This window comes from Methylobacterium aquaticum, from assembly GCF_001043915.1.
Classification (GTDB): Bacteria; Pseudomonadota; Alphaproteobacteria; order Rhizobiales; family Beijerinckiaceae; genus Methylobacterium; species Methylobacterium aquaticum.
Window position 1 is genome coordinate 1 of record NZ_LABX01000068.1, and the last position, 26,867, is coordinate 26,867.

The 26,867-nt window shown below is 69.0% G+C and carries 25 protein-coding genes; 10 read left to right on the plus strand and 15 right to left on the minus strand.

Going from position 1 to position 26,867, the window contains the following annotated elements; genetic code table 11:
- The 3 genes from VP06_RS09655 to rpsA all read right to left on the minus strand — a co-directional run.
- Positions 1-216: HU family DNA-binding protein (locus VP06_RS09655; RefSeq protein ID WP_048463560.1), on the minus strand; the 216-nt coding region annotated here is incomplete at its 3' end.
- A gap of 56 nt (positions 217-272) precedes the next feature.
- The gene (gene sppA, locus VP06_RS09660) at positions 273-1,229 is read right to left on the minus strand and encodes a signal peptide peptidase SppA (protein WP_048463561.1); all 957 of its coding nucleotides are present in this window, start codon (positions 1,227-1,229) and stop codon (positions 273-275) included.
- 272 nt (positions 1,230-1,501) lie between these two features.
- On the minus strand, positions 1,502-3,214 hold the full coding sequence (gene rpsA / locus VP06_RS09665; RefSeq protein ID WP_048463562.1) for a 30S ribosomal protein S1: 1,713 nt from the start codon (positions 3,212-3,214) through the stop codon (positions 1,502-1,504).
- 621 nt (positions 3,215-3,835) lie between these two features.
- Here rpsA and VP06_RS09670 point away from each other — a divergent pair.
- Together VP06_RS09670 and VP06_RS09675 are read left to right on the plus strand one after the other, a co-directional pair.
- Positions 3,836-4,315: a (2Fe-2S)-binding protein gene (locus VP06_RS09670; protein WP_048463563.1), complete on the plus strand. Its 480-nt coding sequence runs from the start codon at positions 3,836-3,838 to the stop codon at positions 4,313-4,315.
- 17 nt (positions 4,316-4,332) lie between these two features.
- Positions 4,333-6,654: a xanthine dehydrogenase family protein molybdopterin-binding subunit gene (locus VP06_RS09675; protein ID WP_082167309.1), complete on the plus strand. Its 2,322-nt coding sequence runs from the start codon at positions 4,333-4,335 to the stop codon at positions 6,652-6,654.
- 188 nt (positions 6,655-6,842) lie between these two features.
- Here VP06_RS09675 and VP06_RS36160 read toward each other — a convergent pair whose 3' ends face one another.
- Positions 6,843-7,124, minus strand: coding sequence for a hypothetical protein (locus VP06_RS36160; RefSeq protein WP_156295519.1), 282 nt, complete (start codon positions 7,122-7,124; stop codon positions 6,843-6,845).
- A 343-nt stretch (positions 7,125-7,467) separates the two neighbouring features.
- On the opposite strand from VP06_RS36160, the gene VP06_RS09680 reads away from it, so the two are divergent.
- From VP06_RS09680 to VP06_RS09695, 5 genes are all read left to right on the plus strand, one after another.
- Positions 7,468-7,866 carry a response regulator transcription factor gene (locus VP06_RS09680; RefSeq protein ID WP_197093173.1) on the plus strand — a complete coding sequence of 133 codons (399 nt, stop codon included), beginning with the start codon at positions 7,468-7,470 and terminating at the stop codon, positions 7,864-7,866.
- A 468-nt stretch (positions 7,867-8,334) separates the two neighbouring features.
- Positions 8,335-8,754 carry a hypothetical protein gene (locus VP06_RS36165; RefSeq protein ID WP_156295520.1) on the plus strand — a complete coding sequence of 140 codons (420 nt, stop codon included), beginning with the start codon at positions 8,335-8,337 and terminating at the stop codon, positions 8,752-8,754.
- Positions 8,755-8,857: 103 nt separating this feature from the next.
- Positions 8,858-9,895 (plus strand): glycosyltransferase family 4 protein, encoded by a 1,038-nt coding sequence (locus VP06_RS09685; protein ID WP_048463565.1) that lies wholly within the window; start codon positions 8,858-8,860, stop codon positions 9,893-9,895.
- 26 nt (positions 9,896-9,921) lie between these two features.
- Positions 9,922-10,593 (plus strand): class I SAM-dependent methyltransferase, encoded by a 672-nt coding sequence (locus tag VP06_RS09690; RefSeq protein WP_048463566.1) that lies wholly within the window; start codon positions 9,922-9,924, stop codon positions 10,591-10,593.
- Positions 10,594-10,674: 81 nt separating this feature from the next.
- Complete coding sequence (locus VP06_RS09695; protein WP_048463567.1) at positions 10,675-11,310, plus strand: hypothetical protein; 636 nt, start codon at positions 10,675-10,677, stop codon at positions 11,308-11,310.
- Positions 11,311-11,731: 421 nt separating this feature from the next.
- Here VP06_RS09695 and VP06_RS09700 read toward each other — a convergent pair whose 3' ends face one another.
- The gene (locus tag VP06_RS09700) at positions 11,732-13,447 is read right to left on the minus strand and encodes an aminotransferase class III-fold pyridoxal phosphate-dependent enzyme (protein ID WP_048463568.1); all 1,716 of its coding nucleotides are present in this window, start codon (positions 13,445-13,447) and stop codon (positions 11,732-11,734) included.
- A gap of 35 nt (positions 13,448-13,482) precedes the next feature.
- Between VP06_RS09700 and asd the strand changes: the two genes are divergently transcribed.
- Positions 13,483-14,355: an archaetidylserine decarboxylase gene (asd, locus tag VP06_RS09705; RefSeq protein WP_048463581.1), complete on the plus strand. Its 873-nt coding sequence runs from the start codon at positions 13,483-13,485 to the stop codon at positions 14,353-14,355.
- A 642-nt stretch (positions 14,356-14,997) separates the two neighbouring features.
- Here asd and VP06_RS09710 read toward each other — a convergent pair.
- The 4 genes from VP06_RS09710 to VP06_RS33690 are packed head-to-tail and all read right to left on the minus strand — an operon-like array spanning position 14,998 to position 20,121.
- Positions 14,998-16,248: an adenylate/guanylate cyclase domain-containing protein gene (locus VP06_RS09710; protein ID WP_048463569.1), complete on the minus strand. Its 1,251-nt coding sequence runs from the start codon at positions 16,246-16,248 to the stop codon at positions 14,998-15,000.
- Positions 16,245-16,643, minus strand: coding sequence for a response regulator (locus tag VP06_RS09715; RefSeq protein WP_048463570.1), 399 nt, complete (start codon positions 16,641-16,643; stop codon positions 16,245-16,247). Before VP06_RS09715 ends, VP06_RS09710 begins: the two co-directional genes overlap by 4 nt.
- Positions 16,640-19,138, minus strand: a complete 2,499-nt coding sequence (locus tag VP06_RS09720) for an ATP-binding protein (protein WP_048463571.1) — start codon at positions 19,136-19,138, stop codon at positions 16,640-16,642. Before VP06_RS09720 ends, VP06_RS09715 begins: the two co-directional genes overlap by 4 nt.
- Positions 19,135-20,121, minus strand: a complete 987-nt coding sequence (locus VP06_RS33690) for an ABC transporter substrate-binding protein (protein ID WP_053081642.1) — start codon at positions 20,119-20,121, stop codon at positions 19,135-19,137. The genes VP06_RS09720 and VP06_RS33690 overlap by 4 nt, the downstream gene beginning before the upstream one ends.
- A gap of 227 nt (positions 20,122-20,348) precedes the next feature.
- Between VP06_RS33690 and VP06_RS09730 the strand changes: the two genes are divergently transcribed.
- A complete protein-coding gene (locus VP06_RS09730; protein WP_048463572.1) occupies positions 20,349-21,044 on the plus strand; it encodes a VIT1/CCC1 transporter family protein in 696 nt (231 codons plus the stop codon).
- A 119-nt stretch (positions 21,045-21,163) separates the two neighbouring features.
- Here the strand turns inward: VP06_RS09730 and VP06_RS09735 are convergent, their stop codons facing one another.
- The 5 genes from VP06_RS09735 to VP06_RS09755 all read right to left on the minus strand — a co-directional run bounded on the left by VP06_RS09735 (position 21,164) and on the right by VP06_RS09755 (position 24,777).
- On the minus strand, positions 21,164-21,619 hold the full coding sequence (locus VP06_RS09735; protein WP_048463573.1) for a DUF6691 family protein: 456 nt from the start codon (positions 21,617-21,619) through the stop codon (positions 21,164-21,166).
- Between the two features lie 2 nt (positions 21,620-21,621).
- The gene (locus tag VP06_RS09740) at positions 21,622-22,044 is read right to left on the minus strand and encodes a YeeE/YedE family protein (protein ID WP_048463574.1); all 423 of its coding nucleotides are present in this window, start codon (positions 22,042-22,044) and stop codon (positions 21,622-21,624) included.
- A gap of 148 nt (positions 22,045-22,192) precedes the next feature.
- A complete protein-coding gene (locus VP06_RS09745) occupies positions 22,193-22,516 on the minus strand; it encodes an ArsR/SmtB family transcription factor (protein ID WP_048463575.1) in 324 nt (107 codons plus the stop codon).
- A gap of 120 nt (positions 22,517-22,636) precedes the next feature.
- On the minus strand, positions 22,637-23,896 hold the full coding sequence (locus tag VP06_RS09750; RefSeq protein WP_048463576.1) for a Zn-dependent hydrolase: 1,260 nt from the start codon (positions 23,894-23,896) through the stop codon (positions 22,637-22,639).
- Between the two features lie 2 nt (positions 23,897-23,898).
- Positions 23,899-24,777, minus strand: a complete 879-nt coding sequence (locus tag VP06_RS09755) for an alpha/beta fold hydrolase (protein ID WP_048463577.1) — start codon at positions 24,775-24,777, stop codon at positions 23,899-23,901.
- Between the two features lie 1,065 nt (positions 24,778-25,842).
- On the opposite strand from VP06_RS09755, the gene VP06_RS09760 reads away from it, so the two are divergent.
- Positions 25,843-26,052: a hypothetical protein gene (locus tag VP06_RS09760; protein WP_048463578.1), complete on the plus strand. Its 210-nt coding sequence runs from the start codon at positions 25,843-25,845 to the stop codon at positions 26,050-26,052.
- Between the two features lie 314 nt (positions 26,053-26,366).
- Here the strand turns inward: VP06_RS09760 and VP06_RS09765 are convergent.
- A partial coding sequence (locus VP06_RS09765; RefSeq protein WP_048463579.1) for an outer membrane protein occupies positions 26,367-26,867 on the minus strand: 501 nt, incomplete at its 5' end.

Sequence of the window (26,867 nt, forward strand, 5' to 3'; positions counted from 1 at the left end):
CACCGCCACGGCGGCCCCGGTGCGCGGGTTGCGGCCGCGCCGCGCCTCCCGGCGCTTGACCGAGAAGGCGCCGAAGCCACGCAGCTCGACCCGGTCGCCCCGCGCCAGCGCATCCGCGATCGTGTCCAGGATGGCGTTGACGATGTTCTCGACGTCGCGCTGATACAGGTGCGGGTTCTGCTCGGCGATCTTGAGGACCAGCTCGGACTTGATCATGGGCAATATGGTCTCGAGAGAGGCGGGGCCGGCCGGGGACGACGCACGGGAAGGGATTACGGGCGCCAGACCGCGAGCAGGCCGCCCTGGGTCAGGCTGGCGGTCTCGGTGCCGGCCTGCCGCAGGCGGGCGGCGAGGTCGTCGTAGCCGAGTAGCCCGGCCCCGACGGCCGCGGCCGAGAACAGGCCGAAGCGGCTGTCGGAGCGCGGCTTCCAGTCCCGCACCGGCAGGTTCTTGGGGATGCCTTTCTCGCGCTCGAGCCAGGCGACGGCCTGGCGCTCGCTGCCGGTCTCGTCGATCAGGCCGAGCGGCACGCTCTGGCGGCCGCTGAACACCCGTCCGTCCGCCACCACCTTGATCTGGTCGGGGTTCATCTTGCGGCGCTCGGCCACCAGGTCCTTGAACCAGCCATAGGTGTCGCCGACGATCGCCTGGAGGGCGGCGCGGGCCTCCGGCGGGGTCGGGTGGAAGCCGCTCGGCTCGGCCTTGAGCGGCGACGACTTCACCTCGTCGACCTTCACCCCGACCTTGTCGAGCAGGCCCGACACGTCCGGGTACTGGAACAGCACGCCGATCGAGCCGACGAGGCTGGTCTCGCGGGCGACGATGTGGTCGGCGGCGATCGCCGTGATGTAGGCGCCCGAGGCCGCCGTGCCGTCGACGAAGGCGACGATCGGCTTCTTCTCGGCCAGCGCACGCAGGTTGCGGAACAATTCCTCCGAACCGGTGGTGGTGCCGCCCGGCGAGTTGATCGAGACGACGACGCCCGAGACCGCGCTCGAGTCGCCGACGCGCTTCATCAGCTCGCGGGTCTTCTCGCTGCCGGCGATGAAGCCGTCGATGCTGATGCGGGCGATCTGCGGCGTGGCGGCGGAGAACCCCCGGCCCCCGGCCGCCCGCCAGCCGACGGCGCCGGCGGCGACGATCAGCGCCCCGATCCCAACGGCGCGCCAGACGGACAGCTTCCGGCGCAAGGAACGCCGGTCGAGGAGAAGTTCGGCATCGATGGCCATGCGGCGCCCATATCCTGGTCTGACCCCAGAGGCGCCAGTACCGCAGGGGCGCTCCCTGCAAGTCATTGGCGCATCTCGCTCCCGCGGTGTTCTACCCTCGGCCGTCGCGCAGCGGCAAGACCGGTTTCTCGGCATCCCCCTTTCCGATCGCGGGAATTCGCGCGGGAAGCCGGATGCGAGAACGCCCGCGCGGGGTGTCCCCGCGCGGGCGTCCGGTCGTCGTCGGGGTGTCCGGGCCGCGAGGCCTGGACGGATCCCTTGCTTTGGATCCCTTACTTCCTGTCGCCCTGGCGAGCCTTGAGGGCCGCGCCGAGGATGTCGCCGAGCGAGGCGCCCGAATCGGCGGAGCCGTACTGGGCGATCGCCTCCTTCTCCTCGGCCATTTCGAGGGCCTTGATGGAGAGCTGGACGCGGCGGGCCTTGCGGTCGAACTGCGTCACGCGCGCATCGACCTTCTCGCCGGCGGCGAAGCGCTCGGGGCGCTGGTCGTTGCGCTCGCGGGCGAGATCGGCCCGGCGGATGAAGGTCTGGAGGTCGGAATCGACGATCTTGACCTCGATGCCCGAATCCTTGACCTCGAGCACCTCGCAGGTGACCACCTGGCCCTTGCGGATGCCCTCACCCGCATCGGCGAAGGGATCGCCGGCGAGCTGCTTGATGCCGAGCGAGATGCGCTCCTTCTCGACGTCGACGTCGAGAACCTGGGCGCGCACCATGTCGCCCTTCTTGAACTCGTCGATGACCTGCTCGCCCGGACGGTTCCAGTCGAGGTCCGAGAGATGGACCATGCCGTCGACGTCGCCCTCGAGGCCGATGAACAGACCGAACTCGGTCTTGTTCTTGACCTCGCCCTCGACCTCGGTACCCGGCGGGTGCTTCTCGGAGAACGCCTCCCACGGGTTCTGGAGGGTCTGCTTCAGGCCGAGCGAGATGCGGCGCTTGACCGGATCGACTTCCAGGATCTGAACCTCGACCTCCTGGGAGGTGGAGACGATCTTGCCCGGATGGACGTTCTTCTTGGTCCAGCTCATCTCCGAGACGTGGATCAGGCCCTCGATCCCCGGCTCCAGCTCCACGAAGGCGCCGTAATCGGTGATGTTGGTCACGCGGCCCTTGAGCTTGGCGTTGACCGGGTAGCGGGCGGCGATGCCCTCCCACGGATCGGCCAGGAGCTGCTTGATGCCGAGCGAGATGCGGTGCGTCTCGTGGTTGATCTTGATGATCTTGACCTTGACGGTCTGGCCGATGTTGACCACCTCGGACGGGTGGTTGACGCGGCGCCACGCCATGTCGGTGACGTGCAGCAGGCCGTCGATGCCGCCAAGGTCGACGAACGCACCGTACTCGGTGATGTTCTTGACCACGCCGTCGATGACCTGGCCCTCTTCGAGGTTGGCCACCAGCTCGGAGCGCTGCTCGGCCCGGCTCTCCTCGAGCACGGTGCGGCGCGACACCACGATGTTGCCGCGGCGGCGGTCCATCTTGAGGATCTGGAACGGCTGCGGCGTGCCCATCAGCGGGGTGACGTCGCGGACCGGACGGATGTCGACCTGGCTGCGCGGCAGGAACGCCACGGCGCCGTCGAGATCGACGGTGTAGCCGCCCTTGACCTGGTTGAAGATCGTGCCGCTGACGCGCTCGTTGTTCTCGAACGCCTTCTCGAGCTTGACCCAGCTCTCCTCGCGGCGGGCCTTGTCGCGCGAGATGACGGCTTCGCCGAGCGCGTTCTCGATGCGGTCGACATAGACCTCGACCTCGTCGCCGACGCTGATCGGCTGGTCACGGCCGGGGCCCGTGAACTCCTTGAGGGCGACGCGGCCCTCGGTCTTGGCCCCGATGTCGATGACGGCGACGTCCTTCTCGATCGCCACCACCCGGCCCTTGACCACGGAGCCTTCCGTGATCTCGTGCTCCCGGAACGACTCTTCCAGGAGGGCGGCGAAATCCTCGCGGCTCGACGCGGCGCCTTGCAAACCTGCGGACATTGATGCTCCTTTTCGTCCCGCCCTATCCGGGGGGACGGCGCCGGCGGCTCGTATGAACGGGCCGCTTCCGCCCGCCGGAGTTCCGAGGACACCCTCGAAACCGCCGCTCCCCGAAATGTGAAGGGGCGCGGGCCGGCGCATGATCGACGGGCAGAAACGTGTGTTCCGGAAGGCGTCTGACCGGAGCGCGATGCGAGGGCTCGTCACCCGGCATGCGGCATCCCGGCATCGGACCCACCGGAGGTTGGCCCGATACACGAAAACCGTCTGCCCAGCAAGGCGTTGTCGCGGGCGGGTGCGCGGCAAGCTGACGGTGGGCGCCCCGCTTGCCGACACGCGCGAGTCCGGGTTACCCATCCCTAACCTGAAACCATTCTGAGGTTCGGGCGCGGCGGGACGGTCCGTGGGGTGCGGCCCCGACGGGGCGGACCGCTCAAGAAGCAAAACTGCCAGCGAGCGGGTCTCACGCCGTGCGCGGCGTGATCGGGGAGGAGCGGGGCGCCACCGTCACAGGACGGCGCGCCCTTGACGACGTGCGTGAACGAGAGGGAGGCGAGGCGCCGCGACCGGAATCGTGTCCGCGGGGCGCCCCGGCACACCTCCCGAAGCCGGAGGGCGACGATGATCAAGCTCAACGTGAACGGGGAGGAGCGCCGCTTCGACGGCGATCCCGAGATGCCGTTGCTCTGGTACCTGCGGGACGAGCTCGGCCTGACGGGCACCAAGTTCGGCTGCGGTGTCGCGGCCTGCGGCGCCTGCACCATCCATGTCGGCGGCACCGCGATGCGGGCTTGCCAGACCCCGGTCTCGGCCGCCGACGGCCAGCCGGTCGTGACGATCGAGGGCCTGTCGCCGGATGGCAACCATCCGGTCCAGGCGGCCTGGCGCGAGCTGAACGTGGCGCAGTGCGGCTATTGCCAGACCGGGCAGATCATGCAGGCGGCGGCCCTCCTCAAGGAGACGCCGAAGCCCACCGACGCCGACATCGACACGACGATGAGCGGCAACCTGTGCCGCTGCGGCACCTATCCGCGCATCCGCGCCGCCATCAAGCAGGCGGCGGGGCTGACCCCGAAGGCCGGCCAGGGAGATCGCCTGTGATCCACGACCTCTCCTTCATGACCGCCGCCCCGGCCGAGGAGCCGGATTCCGCGATTCAGACGGTCTCGCCCGGCCAGCTCAGCCGCCGCGGGCTGCTGGCTGGCGCCGGCGCCCTGGTCCTCGCCCTGTCGCTGAAGCCGCAAGGCGCGCTCGCCGCCGACCCGCCGAAATTCGGCGCCGACGGCATGCCTCACGGCTGGCGCGACGATCCGACCCTGTTCGTCGCCATCGCGCCCGACGGCACCGTGACGGTGACCTGCACCCGCGCGGAGATGGGCCAGGGCGTGCGGACCTCGGTCGCCTTCGTCATCGCCGACGAGCTGGAGGCCGATTGGGCCAAGGTCAAGGTCACCCAGGCGCATGGCGACGAGGAGCGCTTCGGCAACCAGGACACCGACGGCTCGCGCTCGCTCCGGCACTTCTTCATGCCGCTGCGCCGTGCCGGGGCCGCCGCCCGCACCATGCTGGTCGCGGCCGCCGCCAAGCAATGGGGCGTGCCGGCCTCCGAGGTGACGGCGGAGAACCATGCCCTCGTCCACGCCAAGACCGGCCGCCGGATGGCGTTTGGCGATGTGGCGCAGGCCGCGGCCGCCATGCCGGTGCCCGACCGGTCGACGGTGACGCTCAAGGACCCCTCGGCCTTCCGCTATATCGGCAAGGGCCGGGTCGGGCTCATCGACAATGTCGGCATCACCACCGGCAAGGCACAGTACGGCCTCGATACCCGCGTCGAGGGGATGCTCTACGCCGTGGTCGCCCGCCCGCCGGTCTTCGGCGGCAAGGTCAAGAGCTTCGACGAGGCCGCCGCCCTGAAGGTGCCGGGGGTCGTCAAGGTCGTGACCATCGATCCGCCAGCCCCTCCTTACGAGTTCATGCCGACCGGCGGCGTCGCGGTCATCGCCCGCAACACCTGGGCGGCGATCAAGGGCCGCGAGGCGTTGAAGCCCACCTTCGAGGACGGGCCGAACGCTGCTTACGATTCGGACGCCTACCGGGCCACCCTCGAACAGGCCGTGCGCAAGCCCGGCAAGGTGGTGCGCCAGGAGGGCGACGTCGACGCGGCGATGAAGAAGGCGGTCAAGCGCCTCGAGGCCGAGTACTACATCCCGCACCTCGTCCAGGCTCCGATGGAGCCGCCGGCCGCGACCGTCAGGATCGCCAAGGACGGCACGATCGAGGCGTGGGGCTGCGTGCAGTCGCCCCAGGCCGCCCGCGACCGGATCGCCAAGCGCCTCGGCGTCGATCCGAAGACGATCACCGTGAACGTGACGCTGCTCGGCGGCGGCTTCGGCCGCAAGTCGAAGCCCGACTACTTCGTCGAGGCGGCGCTCTGCTCGAAGGCGGTCGACGGCGCTCCGGTCAAGATGACCTGGACCCGGGAGGATGACCTTCATCACGGCTACTACCACACCGTCTCGGTGGAGCGGCTGGAGGCCGGCCTCGACGACAAGGGCATGCCGATCGCCTGGCTGCACCGCAGCGCGGCCCCGACCATCGGCTCGACCTTCGTGGCCGGCGCCAACGAGCAGATCCCGATCGAACTCGGGATGGGCCTCGTCAACGTGCCGTTCGCCATCCCCAACATGCGGATGGAGAACCCGCCGGCGGATGCCCATGTCCGCATCGGCTGGTTCCGCTCGGTGTCGAACATCCCGCGCGCCTTCGCCGTGCAGTCCTTCATCAACGAGCTGGCCCACATGGCCGGCCGCGACCCGAAGGACTACCTGCTCGACGTGATCGGCCCGGCGCGGATCATCGATCCGGTCAAGATCGGGGATGCCTGGAACTACGGCGAGGATCCCTCGCGCTATCCCTTCGATACCGGGCGCCTGCGCAACGTGATCGAGGCGGTGGCCAAGGGCGCCGGCTGGGGCCGCAAGGTCGAGAAGGGGCGCGGCCTCGGCATCGCGGCGCATTACAGCTTCGTGACCTACACGGCGGCAGTCGCCGAGGTCGAGGTCGGGCCGAAGGGCGAGGTCACGGTCCAGCGGGTCGACATCGCCATCGACAGCGGCCAGCAGGTCAACCCGGAGCGGGTGCGCTCGCAGCTGGAGGGCGCGGTGGTGATGGGCATGGGTCTCGCGCTCACCGCCCAGATCACCTTCAAGAACGGTCGCGCCGTCCAGGACAACTACGACACCTACGAGCTGACCCGGATCAACGAGGCGCCCAAGATCATCAACGTGCACCTCGTCCAGGGCGGGTCCTGGGACAAGCCGCTGGGCGGCGTCGGCGAGCCCGGCGTGCCGCCGGTGGCGCCCGCCATCGCCAACGCGATCTTCGCGGCGACCGGCCGGCGCATCCGCCAGTTGCCGATGCGCGACAAGTTGAGCGCGTGACCGTGATCCCGTGGGGCGTCCAGCCCCACGGGATTCCGGGCCCGGCACAAGACCGACCCAGCAATCGCTGGCGCGATCATCTCTCCCGTCGGGGACACGCAGACTTCGCCGAAGTGGTCACCGGTTCAGCTGCAACCATCTATAATCAAACAAAAACCTAAGCGGGCGAAGCGGTAACCGGGGCAGATTCACGGGCAAGCAAGCGCAGCATTCTCGATCTCGCGGATGCGAGATGTTTCGTTTGCAAGGACTTGCCGCTCCATCGCGCCGTCCTGTCCGAGCCGTTTCGGAGTGTCGCCCGTGAAGGTGCCCCGGTTACCGCTTCGCCCGCTTAGGTTCTTGTTTTGTCGCAGATTTTTATCGCCGAACCGGTGACCACTTCGGCGAAATCTGCTTCGGTGAGGCTCGTCCTCCACGATGGTGCCGATGAGGATGCCGCGCAGGACGGCGAGCGGGGATGAAGCGGGCATCGACAGCGATCGCTTCCGGTGAGAGTCGCAAGCCCAGGTTCTCGCCCCGGCGCGGCCGTGATTCACCGCAACGGCGCAGCGGCCATGGAGGGGTGATCCGGCCGCCCCCGCTCCGCTTGACCCAGGTCAAGGCGCGCGGTCCCCGGGCGATCGATACCACGGGTCCGTGAAACGACCTTGGATGCCGTTCTCACCGTGTTGCCAAGCCTCGGCTTGAAACCGACGATGCGAGATCAACCAACCGCCTGAGGCGTGAGCCTCTGAGGCCGTTGGTCTCACGCTCCGGGCGCCGCGTTCGAGATGCGGTCTCCACCCCTGTGCCCCGAGTCCCATGGCGGGCCCCATGCCGAGCGCATCCCCCATCTACGTCGTGGACGACGATCCGGCGATCCTGCGCTCGACCCGCTTCCTGTTCGAGAGCGAAGGGCACCGCATCGTGACCTTCGCCAGCGGGCCCGAGCTGCTGTCCGTCTTCCCCGGGCCGTGCCCGCGCTGCGTGCTGCTCGACCAAGTCATGCCCGGGATGGAGGGGCTCGAGGTCTGCCGGCGCCTGCGGGATCTCGATGACCGGGTGCCCGTCGTCCTGATCACCGGCCATCCCAGCCCGCGCATCCGCATGCGGGCCCGCGAGGCCGGCGTGCCGCTCATCGACAAGCCGCTCGCCTTCGCGGCCGTCGTCGGCCTCCTCGCGGCCGGACGCATCGCGCCGGAGCCTGTTGCTCGACCCGCCGAGACACTCTGACATCGGTCGCGTCGTCATGACCCACCCCCGCCGACGTAAAAAGATCATTGAATTCAGACGCATGGCGGAATGCCGGACGTTCATGCCGTGCCCCGGGGTTCGGCCTGAGGGCGAGGCGCCCGATCTCAATTCAGTGAAATTCCATATAATTCAAAATTAGATACCTTGAAACTGGCGGAATGACTGTCATTTCTCTAGCAGTTACTATCGGCGCGTCGTTGCCTCAATGTCGTCACCGGGGCCCATTTATTGCTTCACCCGATTGCCCTGGAACCCGTTGTACACCGTCATCGCCCCTGAGCGGCGATGCCGCCGGACCGGGAAAGCGTCAGACTACCGGACGCCTCGCCGTCGTACCTGACGGCCACACGTCAGGGACAGGACAGCGGATGGGGCGATGCGCCTCTGCCTCGGCGGATCGGACATCCGGCCGCAGATCACGCCGGGCGTGCTCGAAGCGATGTCACGATGGACCGCACCGCGGCGAGCGACGAGCAAGGGCAGCGAACCGGCCCTCATCGCGCCGGTCGGGTCGGCGATCCTGAACCCTCAGCAAAGGATCGCCGTTTCGGCATGGCCGATGCGGTCCGAATGGCGCGCGCCCTTCCGGCGATTTGTGGTGCCCAGACGGGTGGGAGCGAGTGGTCGGTCGCGATGAGCCTGACGGTGCAGGCGGCGATGCCGGAGCCTCGCGGGATCGTGCCGATGCCCGACCGATCGATGCTGGCGCAGTGCCAACGCATGCCGAGGCTGGCTGGCCACGCCCTTCGAGCGAGGTTCCCCTCGGGAGGCGGCGCCTCGCCGGCCGCATTAGTTTGTCGTCTAATAAAAACCGCGAATCCGGAATCTCTGCCGCGTCTTTCGATGTCATCTAGATGTAAAAATTGAACTGTACCGCTCGGGGAATGCTTCGCGTTCAAGGAACGGACCGTTGCCCTGCGGATGTCGCGCGGGCCTTCGTTGACGGTTGGCCAGGGGGACTGCCGGCGAAATGCGGGTTTTAGTTGCGACGGACGCTTGGGCGCCGCAAGTCAACGGTGTCGTGCGAACACTGACATCGCTCGCACGATGCGCGCCTCAGGTCGGGATGGAGATCGTCTTCCTGTCGCCGGACGGGTTTTCGACGTTCCCGGTGCCGAGCTATCCCGGCCTGCACCTGGCGATCCCCGGCAGCCACGAGATCGCGCGCCGGATCGAGGCGGCGCGCCCGGATGCCATCCATATCGCCACGGAGGGGCCGATCGGTCACGCGGTCCGGGCCTATTGCATCCGGCACCGGCTTCCGTTCACCACGAGCTTCACCACGAAGTTCCCGGAATACATCGCGGCGCGCTTCTTCGTGCCCGCCTCCTGGAGCTACTGGGTTCTCCGCCGCTTCCACGCCGCGGGCCGGGTCACGATGGCGTCGACCGACTCGCTGGTGCGCGAATTGCGCGGGCGCGGCTTCCGGCGCCTCGGGCTGTGGACCCGCGGGGTCGATACCGAGCTGTTCAACCCGTCCGTGGCCGCCCCCCTCGCGCTGCCCCGGCCGATCTTTCTCAATGTCGGCCGCGTTGCCGTCGAGAAAAATCTCAAGGCGTTCCTGTCGCTCGATCTGCCCGGATCGAAGGTCGTGATCGGCGCCGGACCGCAGCTCGACGAGCTGAAGGCCCGGTATCCCGAGGCGCATTTCCTGGGCGAGCGCCACGGGGCGGATCTCGCGGCCCATATCGCGGCCGCGGACGTCTTCGTCTTCCCGAGCCGGACCGATACCTACGGCGTCGTCCAGCTCGAAGCCTTGGCCTGCGGCGTGCCGGTCGCGGCCTTCCCGGTCACGGGGCCACGGGACGTGATCGGCGGCCGCGCCGTCGGCGTGCTCGACGAGGACCTTCGGGCCGCCTGCCTCGGGGCCCTGACCGTTTCCCGCGCGGAATGCCGGGCCTTCGCGCTCGGCCGCTCGTGGGAAGCGAGCGCGCGGCAATTCGCCCGCAACGTGTCGCGGGCGCGCATCCGCAGGCCGGACTGGTCCGAAGCCCGCGCGACCGCCTGAGTCATCCATCATCCGGAGCTTCATCCATGGCAGGGAATAGTGCGCTGCCCGCAGTCGACGACATGCGGACGGAAGGGGTTGCCAAAGCCTATGATCGGTGGGCGCCGATCTACGACCTCGTCTTCGGCAAGGTCTTCGCGCGCGGCCGCTCGGCGGCGATCACGGCCGCCGAGCAGGCGGGCGAGCGCATCCTCGAGGTCGGGGTCGGTACCGGCCTCTCGCTGCCGCACTATTCCGCGCGCAGCCGTCTCGTCGGCGTCGACCTGTCGGCGCCAATGCTGGAGAAGGCCCGCGAGCGGGTGAGGCAGCTGAACCTGCGCAATGTCGAGCAGCTCGAGGTGATGGATGCCGAGCACCTCGCCTTCGCCGACGCCTCCTTCGACGTGGTGGTGGCCCAGTACGTGGTGACCGCCGTGCCGAATCCCGAGGCGGCTCTCGACGAGTTCCTGCGCGTCGTGCGCCCGGGCGGCGAGATCGTCATCACGAGCCGCATCGGGGCCGATCGCGGCTTGCGTGGGGCCATCGAGACGCTGCTCCAGCCGGTGGTCAACCGGCTGGGCTGGCGCACCGAGTTCTCGTGGCAGCGCTATCAGGCCTGGGTGGGTCGCACCAAGGGCGTGAGCGTGATCGAGCGCCGGCCGCTGCCGCCGCTCGGCCATTTCTGGCTGATCCGCCTGCGGAAAACCGACGCGGCGTGACCTGCGGGCGCGTCCCGCGCCTCCGTCGCCGGCCGCGGCCGGCGATTCGACGCTATACCTTCCCCGTGAGAGGAGACGATAATGGGCGGCTTTCTCGAAGCGTTGCGCGTGCAGCGGTGGGACGACCATCGCTATTATCATCACAGCCGGATCAACCAGTCGCTTCATCTGGTCAGCGCGCTGAGCTTCGTGCTTGCCTACGTGATCTGCTTCAAGGACCCGGCCACCGCGGCGCTGCTCGCCTGGCTGGTCTCGATGACGAGTCGCCAGGCGGGCCACTTCTTCTTCGAACCGAAGGGTTACGACACCGTCAATCACGCCACCCACGACCACAAGGAAGAGATCAAGGTCGGCTACAATCTGCAGCGCAAGGTCGTGCTGATGGCGGTCTGGGCGCTCTCGCCGCTCGTCTTCTACGTGAGCCCGTCGCTGTTCGGCCTCATCGAGCCGCACCAGAGCGCGGGCGAACTCGTCCGGCACGTCGGCATGCTGTGGTTCGCGATCGGAATCGGCGGCCTCGTGTTCCGGGTGCTCCAGCTCTTCGTCATCCGGGACGTCGAGACCGGGCTGGTCTGGGCGGCGAAGATCATCACCGACCCCTTCCACGACATCAAGCTGTACTACCGGGCGCCGCTCTACCTGATGCAGGGCGAGCTGATCGACCGGGGCCTCGCGGACGAGGTCGCCGAGGAGGCGGCCCGGAGCGCCGCGCGGTAACAGCCGACCAACCGAAAACAAGCAGCGTCCGATCGCGTGGCGATCGGGCGCCGCTCGTCGCTCTTTCATGTCGCCGATTGGCGTCCGACGAACCGGTATCCACCTCCGTCGGACCATGCTCTCGGCAGGCATCGCGAGAGCGGTGGCCGGTGTTGCGGCCAAAATCCGCCGCCCCTAGAGCATTTTCCGCGACGAAGTGGATCCCGGTTCGCCGTAGAAAATGCGGCACAATCAGAGATCTAGAGCACTGCCCGATTGCAACGTAATCGGGCAGTGCTCTAGCGGGAATACCGGGCACACGCTTGGGTGGCCGGTCTCCGCGACTCTGCCTGGAGCGCCACCCGGTCGCCCGGGCCATCGTGCGGCGCTCCAGATCCCGGATGGCGAACCGTTACCGGCGTCCCCCGATCAGGCTCGGGGCCTATTCGCCCGGGACCGCCTCGGGCTCCGCCCGGTTCCCGGCCGGGCTGGTGCGTCCGCGCAGGCCCCGCCAGCGCACGGCGAGCATCTCGCGCAGCACGCCGCGGCGGATCGTCCGGTTGCTGGTGGCCGGGCCGGCCCACCAGCCGTCGGCTTCCATCGCCCGGACGCCGGCGACGAAGCGGTCGGTCACCGCCGCGACATCCGCGTCGGTGTAGTTCAGGCTGAAGATCAGGCGCCCTGTGCCGACCCAGGACAGGGCCAATCCTTCGAGGCGAAGATAGTATTGCAGCAACCAGTTGAAGCGGGCGGGCCGTGTGTAGAGCACAGTCCAGATCGACGACATGTTGACGACGCGCACGGGCAGGCCCTCGGCCTCCAGGCGCCGGTTCACCTCGGCCGCCCGGGCGTTCCAGCGCGCATCGAGATCCGCGTAGAGTTCCGTGACCTCCGGCGTGTCGAGCCGGCGCAGGAAGGCGTTCATCGCGCCCATCACGTAGGGATGCGCGTTGAACGTGCCGCGGGCAAAGCAGATGTCGCCGGGCCGGTCGTCGCGGAAGCGCCGCATGAGGGCGTGCCGCCCGCACAAGACGCCGATCGGCAGGCCACCGCCCAGGGTCTTGCCGTAGGTGACGAGATCCGCCCGGACGCCGAAATACTCCTGGGCGCCGCCCGGCGCGAGGCGGAAGCCGACGAAGACCTCGTCGAAGATGAGGACGATGCCGTTCGCGGTGCAGACCTCGCGCAGGCGCTTCAGCCAGGCCGCATAGGCGCCGCGGTCGAAGGCGGCGTGACGGCCGGAATCGACGAGCGAGCCGTCGGAGGGCGCCCCGGCATTCGGGTGCATCGCCTGGATCGGGTTGACGAGCACGCAGGCGATGTCGCGGCGCCGTGCCAGCACCGTCAGCGTCCGCTCGGACATGTCGGCGAGCGTCAGCGTGTCGTTAGCCGGACGGGGATTGCCGATGCCGGGCTGAACGTCGCCCCACCAGCCGTGATACGCGCCGCAGAAGCGCACGAGGCGGCGCCGGCCGGTCTGGTACTGCGCCAGGCGGACGGCCTGCATGACGGCCTCCGTCCCGGACATGTGGAACGAGACCTCGTCCAGTCCGGAGAGCGCGCGCAGGCGACGGACGTTGTCGGCCACGACCGGGTGCAGGGCGCCGAGGACCGGCCCGAGCGCCTCGACCGTGCCGGCGCCTTCCGCGATGCAGGCTTTGTAGGCATCCGTGCCGAGCAGGTTGACGCCGTAGGAGCCCGTCAGGTCGTAGAAGCGGTTGCCGTCGAGATCGGTGACCTGGACGCCGGATGCGCTCTGAAGGAACGACCCCGCCGACAGGTGCTCGCGGACGATCCGGCTGAACTGAAACGGCACACGGTAGCGCCCGGTGAACTGAAGGTCGGAGATGCCGGCCTTGGCGGCCTCGGTCTCGGCGCGGGTTGTCGCGTAGCGCTCACGATAGAGCGCGGACAGGCGCGCGAAGCCGCGGCTGCGGCGCGCGGCGACGTCGTCCGGGGCACCGTCGACCCGGACGAACTCCGCTTCGCCATACTCATAGAAGGGCAGTTGGGCGGCGATCCTGCGCGCCATCCTGACATGGCCCGTGAGCGAGGGGTGCTTCGCCCGCGACAGCGCGAGGCGCTGGCGCGCCTTCGCACCGAGAAGAGCCAGAGCCGCTCCGGCGGCGGCGACCGTGGTGATTCCGAGAGCATCCATGCGGTCAGCGTGAACCAAGGACATGTCACGGGATGATGACACTTCGCTCCACCCTCCTCAGCCTCGCCCGCCACGAGGATCTGAACTTCCTCCTCACGAACCGGATCCCGCGCCGGCTCACGACCCGCCTCGTCGGCTGGCTGGCCAAGGTCGAGCAGCCGCTGGTGCGCGACCTGTCGATGTGGGCATGGCGCCTCTTCTCCGATCTCGACCTGTCGGACGCGCGCAAGACGCGCTTCGACAGCCTGCACGACTGCTTCATCCGGGAGTTGAAGCCGGGCGCGCGTCCGATCGATCCCGCGGCGGACGTGATCGTCAGCCCTTGCGACGCGATCGTCGGGGCCCACGGCCCGATCGAGGGCACCCGGCTGTTCCAGGTCAAGGGGTTCCCTTACCGCCTGGAAGACCTGCTCGGGAGCGTCGAGGCGGCCGAGCGATACCGGGACGGGGTGTTCGTCACGCTCCGGCTGACGGCGAGCATGTATCACCGTTTCCATGCGCCCCACGACGCGCGCGTCGAGGCGGTCACCTACATCTCCGGTGACACGTGGAACGTGAATCCCATCGCCCTCAAGCGCATCGAGAACCTGTTCTGCCGCAACGAGCGCGCGGCGATCCGCCTGCGCCTCGACGCGACCGGCGAGGCGGTGACGCTGGTCGCCGTCGCGGCGATCCTCGTCGCGAGCGTGCGCCTCAGATTCCTCGACATCACCCTCGATCTCCGCCAGGGCGGCCCGCGCACGATCCCCTGCGACGTGCCTCTCGCCAAGGGCGACGAGATGGGGTGGTTTCAGCACGGTTCGACGATCGTCATGCTGGCGCCGCCCGGCTACGTGCCCTGCATCGGCATCGCCGAAGGAACGACGATCAAGGTCGGCCAGAGACTTCTGACGATACCGCCTCGCTGAGCGGCCAGGCCACGCGGGTCGCGTGCTGCCGATCGGCGGCAAGCGGCCCTCGGTGCCGCCCCCGGACGGTCGCCAAGGTCACGATCCCGGCCGGGGGGCGGACATCATCCGGGCTCGGCATGGCGCCTTCGAGAGGGATCGACGGCTGCGTCGATCTCGGGCTTGCCCGGGATCGCATCGATGGTGGGCATCCTGGTCCGTCCGGATCGGCGGAGTCCTCTCGCAGCACGGAGCGATCGACCCTGACGGTGGGTTGCATCTCCCGTGCGCGACGAGGCCGGGACGGGGGCGACAGGCACCGACCCGGGACGGGCAGGCCCTTGCAGCGATGCATCGGCGTGGCGGGATGCGGGCGGTGAGGGGCTCTTGCTCCCATGCCTTTTAAGGTGCTAAATACTTGGAATTGCTGCAGAATGCGATTGCGGTGCGGCCAAGCTTGATGGGGCATTCGGCGGTCCAGAGTGCTCCGGACACCAGAATGCTGATCTGAAGAAAATGGCGCGTCGCCATCAGATGAATACCAAGTTTTTATCAGTAAAAACCACCTTAAAAGGCATGGGTCTCAGAGGGCTTTGTGCCATGTCGTGTCAAGTGGCCGATGGCATGGAGGCCACGCTGGTATCGATCGCGGCGCGGTCCTGCTCAGCCAAGCTCGATCCGTGTTCCGGTCGCGCCGTTCAGCAGGCGCCTCAGGTGGAAGCCCGCCAGCACGTCGTCCGCCCGCTGCCCCACGATCGCGGCGAAGGCCGCCAGGGCGCCGGGATCCCCGGCTTCGAGCTTGGCGAAGGCGTCGCAGTACTGGGACGTCAGGGGGGTGTCGGAGGCGTCCGGCCGGAGCGGCTCGAAGGCGCGCAGCGCCTCGCTCCTGCCGCGCAGGACGAGATCGCCGACCGGACGGCCGCGGAACGCCGTCGCACGCCCGGCTGCGGCGGCGCTGACGCAGATGCGGGTGCCGAGCGGCTTGTTGGCGGATTCCAGCCGGGCCGCCGTGTTGATGGTGTCGCCATAGGCGGTGTAGTCGAAGAAGCGTCCGCCGCCGAAATTGCCGACGATCGCCGGGCCGGCATGGACGCCGATCCGGGTCGCGCCGACCGCCACGCCACGCTCGCGCCATCCTGCGCGGAACGCCTGCGCCGCCTCGTCCAGTGCCAGCGCACAGGCGATCGCGCGGTCGCAATGGTCGGGCTGGTCACCCGGCGCCCCGAACAGGACGTGGATCGCGTCGCCGACGATCTTGGCAACCGTTCCGTCATGCGCGAACACGATCTCGGTCATCGCGCCGAGATAGCCGTTGAGGAGTTCGGCGAGAAGTGCGGGATCCAGGCTCTCGACCAGGGTCGTGAAGCCGGCGATGTCGGTGAACAGCGAGGCGACCTCGCGCCGGCAGCCGCCGAGATCGAGGCCGGACGGGTCGGCGGCGAGCCTCTCGGCGAGGTTGGGCGAGAAGAAGCGCGACAGGTTCGTCCGCGCCCGCTCGGCCTCCGATTGCCGGCGCCGCGCCTCGCGCAGGACGCCGATATGCCGGATCGTCCGCGCGATCGTCGTCTCCATGTCGGCGAAGTCGATCGGCTTGGTGAGAAAGTCGAAGGCGCCGCGGTTCATCGCGGTGCGGATATTCGCCATGTCGCCATAGGCCGACACGATCACGGTCGAGAGCGTGGTCTCGGCCTCCTGAAGCTTGCCGAGCAGCGTCAGCCCGTCCATGCGGGGCATGTTGATGTCGGACACGACCATGTCGAGATCAGGGGTCTCGGCGATCGTCGCCAGCGCGTCGACGCCATCGCGCGCGAACAGGAACGTCACCGTCCCGGCACGGATCTGCCGCCGGAACTTCTGGACGACGAGGGCTTCGAGATCGGGCTCGTCGTCGACGACCAGGATCTTGACGCTCATGCGGCCCTGTCGATGTCGGCGAGGCGCTGATCGATCCGCTGCCGCAGCTCGGCGAAGTCGATCGGCTTCGTGAGGAGGCCAGAGGCACCGCCCTCGATCGCCCGGCGGCGCGTCTCGGCATCGCCATAGGCGGTGATCATGATCACCGGCACGTCGGGACGCAGGGCCTTCACCTTCGGCAGGAGGTCGAGCCCGGTCATGCCCGGCATGTTGATGTCGGAGAGCATCAGGATCAGGCTCGTCCCGTCCGACGCCGCCATCCGCGCCATGGCGGCATCGGCCGATTGGGCGAAGTCCAGGACGAAGCGGCCGGATCGCAGTTCGCGCCGGAACTGCTGGCGGAACAGGTCCGCCACGTCGGTCTCGTCGTCGACGACCAGGATCAGGACGCTCATGCGCCGCTCCTCGCCGAGGCAGCGGCGCGGGGCAGCACGATCGTGAACTCGGTGAAGACGCCGGGCTCCGTCGCGACGTCGATCATGCCGCCATGCTGCTTGACCACGATGTCGTGGCTGAGCGAGAGGCCGAGGCCGGTGCCTTCGCCGGCGGGTTTGGTGGTGAAGAACGGATTGAACATCTTGGCCCTCACGTCCTCCGGGATGCCGGTGCCGTTGTCGCGGATGCGGATCTCGACCTGCGGGCCGAGATCGCGCGTGGTGGCCGTCAGCATCGGCTCGAAGCCCTGGCCTTCCTCCGCCTGGCGCTTGGCAGCCGCGTAGAAGCCGTTGCTGATCAGGTTCAGAAGCACGCGCGTGATCTCCTGAGGGTACAGATCCGCCTGGCCTGCCGATGGGTCAAGCGCGCGGGCGAGGATTACGTTGAAACCGGGCTTGTCGGCGCGGGCGCCGTGATAGCCGAGGTTCAGGCTCTCCTCCACCAGCGCGTTCACGTCGACCGGCCGGTGCTCGCCCGATCCCTCGCGCGAGTGCAGCAGCATGTTCTTGACGATCGAATCGGCGCGCTTGCCGTGGCTGACGACCTTCTCGAGGTTGCCCTTCAGCAGGCCGGTCAGCGCGTCGATCTCCTCGCGGATCGCGTCATCGAGCGGGACCGGAGCCAGCACCTCGGTCAGCTCGTCGATCAGGTCGGCCGACAAGGTGGAGAAATTGTTCACGAAGTTCAGCGGGTTCTTGATCTCGTGGGCGATCCCCGCGGTGAGCTGGCCGAGCGAGGCGAGCTTTTCGGATTGGACGAGCCGGTCCTGTGCGAGGCGCAGGTCGTTGAGCGACTGCTCGGCTTCCGCCGTGCGGGCCTGCACCTCCTCGAACAGACGGGTGTTGGCGATGGCGATGACGGCCTGATCGGAAAAGCTCGTCAGCAGCGCGATCTGGCGCCGCGTGAACGGCTGGCGGGTGGCACGGCGCAGCGTGAGGACGCCGACGGCGACCCCCTCCCGGATCAGCGGCACGGACACCACGGTTCGGACCGTCTCGTCGCAAGGCCCGTCCGGATCGTGCGCCGGCTCCGCGGGGTCGGGCTCATGGACGATGCGCAGCTCCCGGGCGGCCCGCTCCGCCGTCGCGCCCGGCCCGTCGACGGGGGGCGAAGCGTCCGAGGTCGAGGCCGTCAGACGGAAGGTGCCGTCGCTCAGAAGATGGATCCGCGCGTCCGGCGCCTCGCAGAGGCGGGCGGCCGTCGCGGTGATCGTGTCGAGCACGGGCCGCAGATCGTGGGGAGAGCGCGAGATCACGCCCAGCACCTCGCCGGTCGCGGTCTGCACCTGAACGGTGTCCTCGAGGTCCCGCGTCCGCTCCTCGACCTTGGCCTCGAGGGTCTCGTAGCTGTCCTGGATGCGGCCGGCCATCTGGTTGAAACGGTCGGCCAGCGTCTCGATCTCGTCGCCGGTGCGGATCGCGATGCGCTGCGCGAGGTCGCCGGAGCCGAGCCGCTCGGCCCCCTCCTGGAGGCGGCGGATCGGCACCACCATGCGGCGCGACAGGAACGTGCCGGCGACGGTCGCCAGGAGAAGGCCGAGGGCCAGGAGGGCGAGCGTCTGGGAGAGCGCGGCGTAGACCGGCGCCAGGGCCTCCGAGACCGGCGACTGGACGAAGACGATCCAGCCTACCCGGCCGATCGTCGCGTGGGCCGACAGCACCGCGTTGCCGTCGAGATCGGTCACGATCTCGGAGGTCGAGGCCGGGATGGGGCCGCCCGCCCGGGCCGGCAGCGCGCGGGCGACCTGAGCCAGGCGGGACAGGTCGGTGTCGCGCAGGACGAGGCTGAGATCCGGATGCGCGATGAGCCGCCCGGCCGAGGTCACCACGAAGGCGTAGCCCTTCTGGCCGAGCCTGATCGAGGTGATCACGTCCCAGACGAGCTTGAGATTGACCTCCGCCGTCGTGACGCCCGGGTGCCGGCCGGCATGGGCGACCGCGATCGTCATGTAGGGCTCGGAGCCGCGTCGGAAGTAGACCGGCCCGAACCAGACCTTCTGGGCGACCGCGTCCCGGAAGCGCGGCTCGGCCGAGACGTCCTCGCCCGAGCCGACCTGATCGGGCTCAAGGCGCGAGACCTTGAGCTGTTCCTTGCCGGATGGATCGAGGTAGGACACGTCGGTGACGGCGGGCGCCTGGCGCAGCAGGCGGATGAAGTCGTAACGCTGCTGCTCCAGCGGCACGCGCCGCCACTCGGTCCGCGTCGTCCAGCCGATCTGGCTCTCGATGTCCGAGATGAACAGATCGACCCGCTCGGCCGCCGCCTGGGCCTTCTCCTGCTGCACCCGGACGGCGGTGCGCTTCGCCTCCTCGTAGTTCAGCCAGACATTGATGCCGCCGTTGATGAGGAGGACGAGCGTGACGAGCCCGACCGACGCGACCGCGAACTTGACGGCGAGAGGGAGGCGCCGGCGCGCCGGCGCCGCGGCCCCCGGAGCGCCCGCGCCCTGCCTCACTCGATGACCTCGTCGGCGCGGGCGAGGACCGAGGGCGGGATCGCGAGGCCGAGCCCGGCGGCCGCGCGGACGCTCACGATGAGGCGGAACGCCGTCGGCTGCTCCACGGGCAGATCCGCCGCCACGGCCCCCTCGGCGAGCCGCCTGAGAAAGGAGGCGGCGCGCCGGACCGTGTCCCGGCGCATGAAGCCGTAGGCGAGCAGGCCGCCCATCTCGGGCAGTTCGAGGAACGTCCCGATCGTCGGCGCGCCCATGGCGGTGGCGGCCTGAACGATGCGGCCGAGCAGCCCCGCGAGCGCGACGTCCGGGAGGACGAACACCACGTCCGGCCGCTTGTCGGCGATCGCCCGGAGCGCGCCGTCCGCCGCAGCCGGGCTCGGGATCGCGACGGCATCGAGCGACAGCCCGGCCGCCGCCGCCGCCCGGGCGACCGCCGACAGCATGCTCGGGTTCGAGGGGTTCTCGGGGTTGAGGATGGCGGCGACCGTGCGGGCGCGCGGCAGCGCTTCCTGCATCAGCCCGAACAGCTTGAGCTGAAGGTCCTCGTTCTGGGTCGCGAGGCCGGTCACGTTCCCGCCCGGGCTCGCGAGGCTCGCCACGAGCCCGGTCCGAACCGGATCGTTCAGCCCCAGCATGACGATCGGAACCGTTCTGGACGCCGCCTGCGCCGCCTTGGCGCCCGCGATGGTCCCCACCGTGATCGCGCCCGGCCGCCGGCCGAGGAGTTCGCCCAGCAGCGCAGGGAAGCGGCCGTAATCGCCGTCGGCGTAAGCGGCGTCGAGCAGGAAGTCCCGGCCCTCGGCCCAGCCCTCCATCTCCAGCCCCTCTCTCAGCCAGGCCAGCTCGTTGAGGCTGACGGGGTTGGTCGCCGCCACGCTCCCGAGAACGGCGACCCGGAACGGAGAGCCCCGCCCCTGCGCCCAGGCTGCCGGCGAGGCCGCGATGGCGCCGGCCGCGAGCAGGACAAGATCGCGCCGCCTCATCCCATCGCCTCGTCGTCGCCCGCCTCGTCCCGTGCCGGTCATACCGATCGCAAGTCGAGGGGCTGTCAAGGGCAAATACACCCGAGAATGAGGTATGCCGGTCCGGGCGGATCACGGACCGGCGCGAGCGGATCGGGGCGCTTTACCCTGTGTCACGCTACGGTGGCACGGATACACCACGATGCCCGGCACGACGCCGTCCTGCGTCACCGGAGCCCCTGACCACGATGCGACCCGTCCACGTCGAACAGCATCTCATCGACCGCGTCGGCTGGCTGCGCGCCGCCGTGCTCGGAGCCAATGACGGCCTCGTCTCGACCGCCAGCCTGATCGTGGGCGTCGCCGCCTCCGCGGCCGGAACCAGCGAGGTGCTGGTGGCGGGCTGTGCCGGGCTCGTGGCCGGCGCGATGTCGATGGCGGCGGGCGAATACGTCTCGGTCAGCTCCCAGGCCGATACCGAGAAGGCCGATCTCGCCCGCGAGCGCCGGGAACTCGCCGACGACCCGGCGGGGGAGAAGGAAGAACTGGCGCGGATCTACGTCGATCGCGGGCTCGATCGCACCCTGGCCCTCCAGGTCGCCGAGCAGCTCATGGCCAAGGATGCCCTCGGGGCCCATGCCCGCGACGAGTTGGGCATCTCGGATTTCACGACGGCGCGACCGGTCCAGGCTGCCCTGACCTCGGCCGCGACCTTCTCGGCGGGCGCGGCCCTACCCCTCGTCGTGGCTTTGGTCTCGCCGGCCGACCTTGCGGTCTATACGGTCTCGGCCGCCTCGCTCGTCTTCCTGGCCGTGCTCGGCGCCCTCGGCGCCCAGGCGGGCGGAGCCGCGGTGCCGAAGGCGACGGCCCGCGTGGCCTTCTGGGGGGCGCTTGCCATGGCGGTGACGGCCGGCATCGGGAGCCTGGTCGGCAAGGCGGTGTAAGACCAACGGCCGAAAGCCAACGACCTTTGGTTTCCGCTCTCGAGTTTTCGCCAAGCCCAAGGTCCCGGATTTCTGGGCTTGGCATCGAACAGTCGAGATGGGGTCAACGGCCGCGTCGATCACGGGCCTGCCCGAGATCGCTTCGATGCGTCCGCATCTTCGGCCGTTGGCATGAGCAGGCCGACCAGCAGCATCCCGGCGACCATGGCGGCGACGAAGGTCGCGGCCTGCGCCGGTGCCACCGTCAGCAGCGTGAGCGCCGGCCCGGGGCACAGGCCGACGAGGGCCCAGCCGAGGCCGAAGATCGCGGCGCCGCCGACGAGGCGCGGATCAATGTCGCGCCGGGTCGGGATCTCCAGCCGGGACGCGAGCAGCGGCCGGCCGCGGCGCCGGGCGAGGAGGGTGCCGGCGGCGGAGACCGCGACGGCGCCCGCCATCACCAGGACGAGGCTCGCGTCCCAGCGCCCGGTCACGTCGAGGAAGGCGAGAACCTTGCCGGGGTCGGCCATGCCGGAGACAAGGAGGCCGAGGCCGAACAGCAGGCCGGCGCCGAAGGCGGAGAAGGTCCTTTCCACAGTCAGGCTCCCGCCAGATGACGGGCGACGAGGACGGTCAGGATGGCGACCGCCATGAAGGTCCCGGTCGCGACGAGCGAGCGGGGCGAGAGGCGGCCGAGGCCGCAGACCCCGTGGCCGCTGGTGCAGCCGGAACCGAGGCGGGCCCCGAACCCGACGAGGAGCCCAGCCACCGCGAGCCGCGGGACGGAGGCGTCGACCGTCACCGCCGGCAGGCTCCCGGCCAGTCGGTAGAGGAGGGGAGCGAGAACGAGACCGGCCAGGAAGGCGGCCCGCCATCCGGTCTCGCCCGAGGGCCGGCCGATCAGACCACCGATGATACCGCTGATGCCGGCGATGCGTCCGTTGAGGATGAGCAACAGGGCCGCGGCGGTTCCGATCATCATCCCGCCGAGAAGCGCGCTGACCGGCGTGAAGCCATCCATGGAGAAAGATCCCGCGTATCGGTGCCGACGGGGCCATCATGCGATGGGCCCAGCCGCGCCTCATGAATGAGGTATTACTAAATTAGCATTTTCTAATTTGATGGCAAGTGCGATCTCCGCTGGCCGGCCCTGGTTCCGCCGGAAGCGGTCAGCCGAGATCCGGGCAGAAGATATCCTTGAGGGTCGCCAGCATCCGGGCGGCCCGGGGATCCTCGAGCCGGTAGTGGAGCGTCTGGCTCTCGCGGCGATACGCGACCAGCCCGTCCTCCCGGAGCTTGGCGAGGTGCTGCGACAGAGCCGACTGGCTCAGCCCGACCTCCGCGGCGAGGCTCGTCACGTCCATCTCGCCGCGGGCGACCAGCAGGCACAGGATCAGCAACCGCTTCTCGTTGGCGAGGAGGCGGAGCAGGCGGGCCGCATCGGCGGCCTTGTCCTGGAGACGCATCAGATCGGTCGGCGTCGCGGCGTCCATCGGCCCCGTGTTCCGGATGCTCGGATCCAGCGTGGCGAGCGCTCCTGATGTAGGCTCAGCGGAGACGCCTGTCTCCTCCCTGGCCGCTGCGCCGGCTTTCGCCGCGGATCGTCCGCCCGGTCATCCGGGCGGCCCCGCGAGGGGCAGGGCCGTGGCGAAGGCGAGGTCGTGAAGGAGCCGGGCCAGCACCGCCGTGCCGGCGGCGAGGTCGGCGGGCTCGGCCCATTCGGCCGGGGCGTGGCTGATTCCGGCGCGGCAGGGCACGAAGATCATCGCGCTCGGGCACAGGCCGGCGAGGTGGCGGGCATCGTGCCCCGCCGCCGAGAGGAGCGGCATCGCCCGGAAACCCAGATCCGCCGCCGCCCGCCCGATCCGCTCCCGGAGCACCGGATCGAAGGCGTTCGAGGGCGCGGTGACGAGCGGCGTCACCGCCACCGTGCAGGGAGCGGCCTCGGCCGCGCAGAGGGGGGCGATCCGCGCCCCCGCCGCGTCGAGCACCGCATTGTCCGGGTGGCGCAGGTCGATGCTGAACCGGACCTCCCGGGCGATCACCGAGGGGGCGTTCGGCGTCACCTGCACCCGCCCGATGGTGAACTTGATCGCCGGATCGAGGCCGCCGATGGCGGCGTGGAGTGCCACGGCACAGCGGGCGAAGGCCGCCACCGCGTCGCGGCGCTCCGGCATCGCCAGGGTGCCGGCATGACCCTCCGCACCGGAGAGGCACACCGAAACGGTCTTCTTGCCCTGGATGCCGGTGACGATCCCGACCGGGCAGCCCGCCGCCTCCAGCACTGGGCCCTGCTCGATATGCAGCTCCAGATAGGCCGCCACCGGCGCAGCCAGGGGCCGGCGCGGCAGGTCGGGGAAGCCGGCGAGGAAGCGGTCGAGGGCGTCGCCCACGGTGATGCCGTCCGCGTCGCGGACGGCCCTGATCGCCGCGAGGTCGCGCACGCCGCAGAACGCCTCCGAGCCCATCATGCCGGGGGCGAAGCGGGAGCCCTCCTCGTTCATCCAGGCGACGACGACGCAGTCGCGCTCCGGCACTCGTCCGCTGGCGGCGAGATCGGTCACCGCGTCGAGGGCGGCGAGCACTCCCGCCGCCCCGTCGAAGCGCCCGCCGGTCGGCTGGGTGTCGAGGTGGCTGCCGAGCAGGACCGGTGCCACCGCCCGGTCGCGGCCGGGCAGGACCAGGAAGAGGTTGCCGGCCGCATCCGTCGCCGGATGCAGCCCGGCCTCGCGGCCCCAGCCGATGACCAGGCGCCAGCCTGACGCCTCGCCCTCGGTGAGCGCCTGGCGGTCGACGCCGCCGCCCGGGATGGCGCCGATCTCGGCGAGCGTCATCAGCCGGCGCCAGAGCCGGCTGGACTCGGGAGCGACCATCGTCAGGTCGTCCGCATGATCTGGCCCGGCAGCGCCCGCGGATCGCGGGGCAGCCAGCGCCCGGCCTCGACCTGGGCGATGAACTCGGCCACGAGCGCGTTGAAGGCGGCGGGCTCCTCCAGGTTCAGGGTGTGGCCGGTCTTCGGGAACACCGAGAGCCCGCAGGCGGGGATCGTCTTCTTGAGGAAGATCCCGGGCTGGAGGCAATGGTCGTCCTCGTCGCCGACCACCACCAGGGTCGGCACCGCCATCCGCTTCAGCTCGTCCTCGAGATCGTAGAAGGACGGACGCCGGGCCTGGACGCCGCGCATCGTCATCGCCGCGCCCTTGTCCGAATGGGTGGCGAGCCGGTCGGCGAAGACCTGCCAGCCGCGCGGGTCCTTGTTCTGGAACTGCACCCGGCTGGCGCCCAGCGCGTAGATCTTGGAGAATTCCTTAGCGCCCTTCATCTCGAAATTGTCGGCCACGTCGAGCGAGATGGTGCGAAAGTACGCCTCGAATTCCTTCTCGCAGCCATAGCCGGCGCCCGCCACCGTCAGCGACAGGGCGCGCTCGGGAGAGCGCAGGCCGACATGCACGGTGCAGAACCCGCCCATCGACAGACCGACGATATGCGCCTTGTCGATGCCGAGGCCATCCAGTACCGCGACCGCGTCGGCGGCGGCGAGGCTTTGCGAGTAGGCGTCGAGGCTCTCCGGCACGTCGGACGGCGGATAGCCCCGCGCCGCGTAGGTGATGCAGCGATGGCGCCGGCTGAAGAACTGCATCTGCGGCTCCCAGCTCGCATGATTGCCGCCGAACTCGTGGATGAACAGGATCGGGGTGCCGTGCCCGGCCTCTTCGACGTGGAGCTGCACGCCGTCCCTCGTTGTGATTGTCATGGTGACGATCCTTCGATCTCGAGTCCATTCCGGATGACGCCGATGTCGGCGAAATTTATGATGAATAATAACTACCATAAATAATGATTTCCGGGCATGCCATGGGTTTCATTTGCCGCATTTGCATAAAAATTGAGCGCATCGCCTCTCCGGTGGAGAGCGATTGCCTATAAATCATCTGAGAGGTGATCTGGCCTGACGACGGGCTCACAGGGCAGCTTTACCCTCCCTGATTTTTTGCTGGCCACAAGGTTTTGTTGTTTCCCCGTAGGAGATGGGTTCCGGGGCTCACCATCCATCAGTTTTGTGAAAAATGTGATTGACACACGGAGCTCGATTGTGTCGCGGGTCGGCGACCCGGCCCGAGCGGGGGTGACGAAGGAGGCGTGCCGGGTTGGCGGGCGCGGTGTCGACCAAGCGACATCGCCATGCCGGACCTGCCCGCCCGCTTCGCCGGGATCATCCTGGCTTTCGTGCCGTTGTTCGTCCACCGCCGGTGCCGCCGCCGCGCTGACGCCGGCCCAACTCGCCAGGCTGCTGGAGGGGATCGACTGGCGCGGGCCGCTGCGCACCGATCGGCCGAAGATCGGGGGCTGAGGCGGCAGAGTACCGAGGCGGCCGCGTCCGTGGTCAGGGCCGGAAGCAACGGTCCTCGGCGGGTAACCGGGGCAAATTCACGGGCAAGCAGGTGTGGCATTTTCGATCTCGCGGATGCGAGATATTTTGCTTGCAAGGACTTGCGGCTCCACCGAACCGCCCTGTCCGAGCCGTTTCGGATTATCGCCCGCGAACTTGCCCCGGTTACGACAGAAGGATTCGCGAGCAGTATCAGAAACGGGGCAATCCCACTCCCACTCCTGAAACGCCGCATGATTCTGACCGCCTGATCCATCCACGCGAGGTGAGCCAGAACCAATCCGGGGGGGCCATCCCACAGGCATTGGTCGCCCCCATCGCGGCCACCACCGTCTCACCAATCGTCAACGCCATCCCGGCCCTTCGGAACCCGGCACGGTCTCCGTACTTGGCTCGGAAGGCCGTGCACCGACCGGCCGGGAGAAGCCCATGTCGAGCGATACCGAGAAGCACCGGGCGCTGCTCAGCGCCCTCAAGGACGCCCAGGGCAAAGGCGACGGCGCCTTTGAACGGGCCGTGACGGATGCCTTCGAGCACGTCTTCGACCATCTGGCACGCCTGAACGGCCACGTCTCTTCGGGTGGCCCCGAAGGAGAGGACCGCCACCTGAAACCCGGCGAGTCGCCGACACTGAGATAGCCGCGGACCAGGGGAAAAAGCGCGACTCCGTGGGGTCGGCAGGCCCCCGAACGTTCTAAGCAATCGATGTAATCGCACAAACGACAACGAGACCGCCCCTGTTTTGGAGGCGGCCTCGTTGGTATCCTTCCGTCCCGAAGCAGACCTTCGCGCCTAAATCGGAACTTCGAGCCCTAGAGAGCTTCACGATCGCGGTGCAATCGCAAAGCTTCTCTAGCTGTTTGATGTTGCCGCATTGTCTACGACGAACCGGTGTCCACTTCGTCGGAAAATGCTCTAGCTCAACACTCCGTCAGACGACGGCGGGCCGGATCTTAGTAGGAGCCGAACTTGTAGTTCAGGCCGGCGCGGACCACCGCGAACTCGGTGTCGCGACGGTTCAGGCCGCTGATCACGGCCACGCCCGGGGACGTGGTGGTGATCAGGGTGCCGGCATTGTTGACGGCGAAGGCGCCGCCCAGACCACCGCGGTCCATGTTCACGTACAGACCTTCGACCTTCACGGTCACGGCCGACGAGCGGAAGAAGTTCAGGAACGAGTCGGTGGGCAGAGCGTACTCGACGCCGCCGCCGACGGTCCAGCCGGTCTGGAAGTCGTCGGAGGAGCGGTTCGGCAGGCCGAAATCGCGACCGCCGCCGGCGCCGTAGGCGAAACCGCCGGTGGCGTAGACGAGGGTGCGGTCGAAGGCGTAGCCGAGGCGGCCGCGGACGGTGCCGAAGAAGTCGAGGCCGGTCACGCCGTTCGGGTTGAACACCGACTGGGCGGCGCAGCACGGCACGGTGCCGGCATAGGAGAAGCGGTTCCGGTCACGACC

Bases quoted from the DNA above. Each gene is read 5' to 3' on its own strand.
- rpsA (WP_048463562.1), bottom strand. From the start codon at position 3,214: ATGTCCGCAGGTTTGCAAGGCGCCGCGTCGAGCCGCGAGGATTTCGCC.
- VP06_RS36160 (WP_156295519.1), bottom strand. From the start codon at position 7,124: ATGCCCGCTTCATCCCCGCTCGCCGTCCTGCGCGGCATCCTCATCGGC.
- VP06_RS09715 (WP_048463570.1), bottom strand. From the start codon at position 16,643: ATGAGCGTCCTGATCCTGGTCGTCGACGACGAGACCGACGTGGCGGAC.
- VP06_RS09690 (WP_048463566.1), top strand. From the start codon at position 9,922: ATGGCAGGGAATAGTGCGCTGCCCGCAGTCGACGACATGCGGACGGAA.
- VP06_RS33690 (WP_053081642.1), bottom strand. From the start codon at position 20,121: ATGAGGCGGCGCGATCTTGTCCTGCTCGCGGCCGGCGCCATCGCGGCC.
- VP06_RS09700 (WP_048463568.1), bottom strand. From the start codon at position 13,447: ATGGATGCTCTCGGAATCACCACGGTCGCCGCCGCCGGAGCGGCTCTG.
- VP06_RS09740 (WP_048463574.1), bottom strand. From the start codon at position 22,044: ATGGATGGCTTCACGCCGGTCAGCGCGCTTCTCGGCGGGATGATGATC.
- VP06_RS09710 (WP_048463569.1), bottom strand. From the start codon at position 16,248: ATGAGCGTCAAGATCCTGGTCGTCGACGACGAGCCCGATCTCGAAGCC.
- VP06_RS09750 (WP_048463576.1), bottom strand. From the start codon at position 23,896: ATGGTCGCTCCCGAGTCCAGCCGGCTCTGGCGCCGGCTGATGACGCTC.
- VP06_RS09760 (WP_048463578.1), top strand. From the start codon at position 25,843: ATGTCGAGCGATACCGAGAAGCACCGGGCGCTGCTCAGCGCCCTCAAG.
- VP06_RS09730 (WP_048463572.1), top strand. From the start codon at position 20,349: ATGCGACCCGTCCACGTCGAACAGCATCTCATCGACCGCGTCGGCTGG.
- VP06_RS09685 (WP_048463565.1), top strand. From the start codon at position 8,858: ATGCGGGTTTTAGTTGCGACGGACGCTTGGGCGCCGCAAGTCAACGGT.
- asd (WP_048463581.1), top strand. From the start codon at position 13,483: ATGACACTTCGCTCCACCCTCCTCAGCCTCGCCCGCCACGAGGATCTG.
- VP06_RS09670 (WP_048463563.1), top strand. From the start codon at position 3,836: ATGATCAAGCTCAACGTGAACGGGGAGGAGCGCCGCTTCGACGGCGAT.
- VP06_RS09695 (WP_048463567.1), top strand. From the start codon at position 10,675: ATGGGCGGCTTTCTCGAAGCGTTGCGCGTGCAGCGGTGGGACGACCAT.
- VP06_RS09745 (WP_048463575.1), bottom strand. From the start codon at position 22,516: ATGGACGCCGCGACGCCGACCGATCTGATGCGTCTCCAGGACAAGGCC.
- VP06_RS36165 (WP_156295520.1), top strand. From the start codon at position 8,335: ATGGACCGCACCGCGGCGAGCGACGAGCAAGGGCAGCGAACCGGCCCT.
- VP06_RS09680 (WP_197093173.1), top strand. From the start codon at position 7,468: ATGCCGAGCGCATCCCCCATCTACGTCGTGGACGACGATCCGGCGATC.
- sppA (WP_048463561.1), bottom strand. From the start codon at position 1,229: ATGGCCATCGATGCCGAACTTCTCCTCGACCGGCGTTCCTTGCGCCGG.
- VP06_RS09755 (WP_048463577.1), bottom strand. From the start codon at position 24,777: ATGACAATCACAACGAGGGACGGCGTGCAGCTCCACGTCGAAGAGGCC.
- VP06_RS09675 (WP_082167309.1), top strand. From the start codon at position 4,333: ATGACCGCCGCCCCGGCCGAGGAGCCGGATTCCGCGATTCAGACGGTC.